Source organism: Paenibacillus sp. P3E, assembly GCF_001909045.1.
In the GTDB taxonomy this organism is placed as follows: Bacteria; Bacillota; Bacilli; order Paenibacillales; family Paenibacillaceae; genus Paenibacillus_AQ; species Paenibacillus_AQ helianthi.
The window spans coordinates 1-2,463 of record NZ_LVWH01000085.1 but is presented as its reverse complement, the minus strand read 5'-3'; the positions used below and the strand labels follow the sequence as shown (position 1 = coordinate 2,463).

1 protein-coding gene and 1 pseudogene are annotated in these 2,463 nt (G+C 39.2%); one reads left to right on the top strand and one right to left on the bottom strand.

The annotated features are described in order from the left end of the window. Nucleotides 1–254: 254 nt before the first annotated feature. Nucleotides 255–1,220: an NAD(P)H-dependent flavin oxidoreductase gene (locus A3842_RS08850; protein ID WP_074101116.1), complete on the bottom strand. Its 966-nt coding sequence runs from the start codon at nucleotides 1,218–1,220 to the stop codon at nucleotides 255–257. 265 nt (nucleotides 1,221–1,485) lie between these two features. On the opposite strand from A3842_RS08850, the pseudogene sigK reads away from it, so the two are divergent. Continuing rightward, nucleotides 1,486–1,978 (top strand): annotated as a pseudogene (gene sigK, locus A3842_RS08845) (RNA polymerase sporulation sigma factor SigK); the annotation flags it as partial. Nucleotides 1,979–2,463: the final 485 nt, after the last annotated feature.

Below are 2,463 nucleotides of genomic sequence, written 5' to 3'. Positions count from 1 at the left end.
GTGCTCTAAATAGTACATATATCCAGTCATCATTTGCGAATATTCTTGGTATTCTGCATATTGCATTTGGCTGTGAAGATATTTAGCTGTTGTTGCAATCAAAAAGAAAAGTACGAAAATCTTTAGTTAAATACAACACAAAAGCTTATTAAATATAACTAAATTTGAGATCAAGCGAAATAAAAAACCACTTACGCTCGGAAATCCCAAGCTTGCTTAAGTGGTTAATCGTGCTTTTGAATCTTATAACAACCTTAAGTTGCCGGGTTCAATGCCCCTTGATACTCATTCATTAAATTGTCGATAATCTGCTGTACGGACAAAATCTCTTTAATCTCATGAACTCTGGACCCAGCAAAAACCAATCCGTTCTTAACATCTCCTCTAAGGGAAGTGAGCAGGGATTCCATTGTACAGAAGCGATGTGAACAAACCTTTAGACAATCATAGCATTTGACTATCTTTAATTTGGCATCATTACTGATCCGGTCCGTAAATTCATTCCGAATCGCTCTACCTTCTAGACCCACAGTAGACTTGATTAGGACAGTATCTCCTTGCTGAGCATCTACATACTTTTGCTTGAAGGCTAAGGGAGCATCACACTCATGGCTAGCCACAAAACGGGTACCCATTTGAACACCAGATGCACCCATCCGAAGGGCTTTTGCGATATCATCCCCCGTCAGAATTCCACCCGCAGCAATAACCGGAATCGAAACGGCCTCTAGGACTTCAGGAAGGATATCAAACATGGATCTGTCTGTACCTAAATGGCCCCCAGCTTCGAACCCTTCCACAACGACTGCGGAGGCACCAAGTCTTTCGGAAATTCGGGCTAATTTGGCGGATGAAACAATAGTTACGACAGGAGTACCATATTCTTTACCCCAAGCATAAATATCTCTAGAAATTCCGGCTCCGGAAATAATAAAGTCAACCTTTTCCTCCAAAGCAATCTTCATTTTTTCGGCAAAGTCCTTCACTGCGAATAGTACATTCACACCGATATAGCCAACCCCATTAGAGAGTTTTCTTGTTTTGCGAATATGCATTCTCAGCTCTTCAGCAGTGATTCCTGTACCAGAGATGGTACCGATCCCGCCTGCACTGGCTACAGCAGCGGCTAGTCCACTTAAGGATATGCCTACACCCATTCCACCTTGAATAACAGGAACTCTCGATTTAATATGTCCGAATTGAATTGTTGGAAGTTTCAATTACACACCTCTTTCGTAAGTTGTTGACATTATTAAAACTCCTCTAGAGTAATAAGATAAATCGTAACACAATTAAGTTTTTTCCGGATGTGACTGTAAACATACTCAAACTATGTTAAATATCATGTCTTTCGACTGTTTTCTTTAAGCTGTTGATATCAAGTGAAGATTTAAGAAAACGAAGTGACTATTAAAAAATGGACAATGAATAACATAAAAAGAGTCAATAATCCGGTAAAACCTTCATACTTCATCGTATCGTGTCCATAACCTCAAAAAATTCGATAACACCGGCGAAGATATGGAGGACCTCATCTCCATCGGCACCATCGGGCTGATCGAGGCCATCGAGAGCTACCGTCCGAACAAGGGTACTAAGCTCGCTACTTTTGCTGCCCGCTGTATAGAGAATGAAATCCTGATGCATTTGAGATCGCTTAAAAAGACCAAAAAGGATGTATCTTTGCATGATCCTATAGGGACGGACAAGGAAGGCAATGAAATCACCCTCATCGATATCCTCGGCTCCGACGCAGATGATATTGTAAAGGAAGTCGATCTGAAGATCGAGAAGAGTAAGATTTACCGCAACCTGGACATTCTGGATGACCGGGAGAAGGAAGTTGTGGTTGGGCGGTTTGGGCTAGATACGGGCGGGGAAGAGCGGACACAGCGGGAGATTGCGAAGTTATGTTTCGAGGATAGAGAAGAGGGCTCTCATGAAGCTGTATCATGAGTTTTATAAGGCGAAGTGGTGAGCCAGATGATAATTACAATATAGTCTTTCTATGCTTTAAATTTATGAGCTTTAGGGTGTCAAAAAAGCACAACATAGAGATCAATATAATGACTGAAAAATAAATTTATATTCAAAAAGCAGAATACGAACTCACAACATGTTAAAGAGCTAACTTGTAGTGGGAAATTTATAAAGAAAACTTGATGAATGCAGTTTAGCAGTTTAATTCATTTTTGTTATGGCCGCTTGTTAAGCTTTAGACGAATTATCTTAATTAGAAAGTTGATAAAAGGAGGATATTGTAGGAATTTGTAGAAAATTATTATAGGAATATTTGGGGACTTTTGGTTCGCTTAGGCGTATATAGAACTCTACTATATACTGACAATTTACGTATAACCCAGTGGAATCATTACACTTAAGCATTGGAGGATTAAAATGATATTAAAAGAAATAACAATTGAGAATTATAGAAAATTTTTAAATTCCTCTTTATCATTGACA